This window comes from Pectobacterium sp. CFBP8739 (genome assembly GCF_013449375.1).
In the GTDB taxonomy this organism is placed as follows: domain Bacteria; phylum Pseudomonadota; class Gammaproteobacteria; order Enterobacterales; family Enterobacteriaceae; genus Pectobacterium.
This window is the reverse complement of record NZ_JACDRR010000031.1, coordinates 1-575: the sequence shown is the minus strand read 5'-3', so window position 1 is coordinate 575 and position 575 is coordinate 1. Positions and strand designations below refer to the sequence as shown.

Annotated in this window: 1 protein-coding gene; it reads right to left on the bottom strand. The window is 57.9% G+C overall.

Annotated features, from left to right (window positions below):
* The coding region (gene vgrG, locus H0247_RS19895; RefSeq protein WP_370463384.1) for a type VI secretion system tip protein VgrG at positions 1 to 527 on the bottom strand (527 nt) is incomplete at its 3' end.
* Positions 528 to 575 lie beyond the last annotated feature (48 nt).

Sequence of the window (575 nt, the reverse complement as noted above, 5' to 3'; positions counted from 1 at the left end):
CCTTCTTCATATTCGTGGAAGAAATACATGCCCTCCTCGGCGGCCAGTCGGGTGATAAACGCCAAATCGCTTTCCCGATACTGCACGCAGTATTCCCGCGCCGCGTGCTCATGACGCAGCGCAAAGGCGTAGTCGGTAATCCCCGCTTCTTCCAGCAGCGCACCAATAATTGCGTCGGGCTTTTGTGCCTGAAAAATACGCGCATTAGTGCGTAACCCCAGTCGCCACAGAGCAGGACGGACGTCCATCTGATAGCGCGTGCGCCGAAAACCGGTGTCGCCCTGCGTGAAGCCACTGATAATCCCGCTGACCCGACGCTTCAGCTCGCCTTCATACCAAACCATCAGCTCGCATGGTTGGTCCAACACCGCGCCGAAATCCACATCCGGTTGCGCACTCGCCAGACTCAGCGACAGACTGAAAGGCCGGTTCAGCCCCTCATCCAGCCTGAAATCCACCACCGCGAAAGTGCCTGCCGCCAAGGCACCGACCTTTACGGTGAACTGTAATCCTGTACTGTTTGCCACCCGTCTTCTCCTTCTTCCTTCGCCGTTACCATGGCTACCGCACGCCTC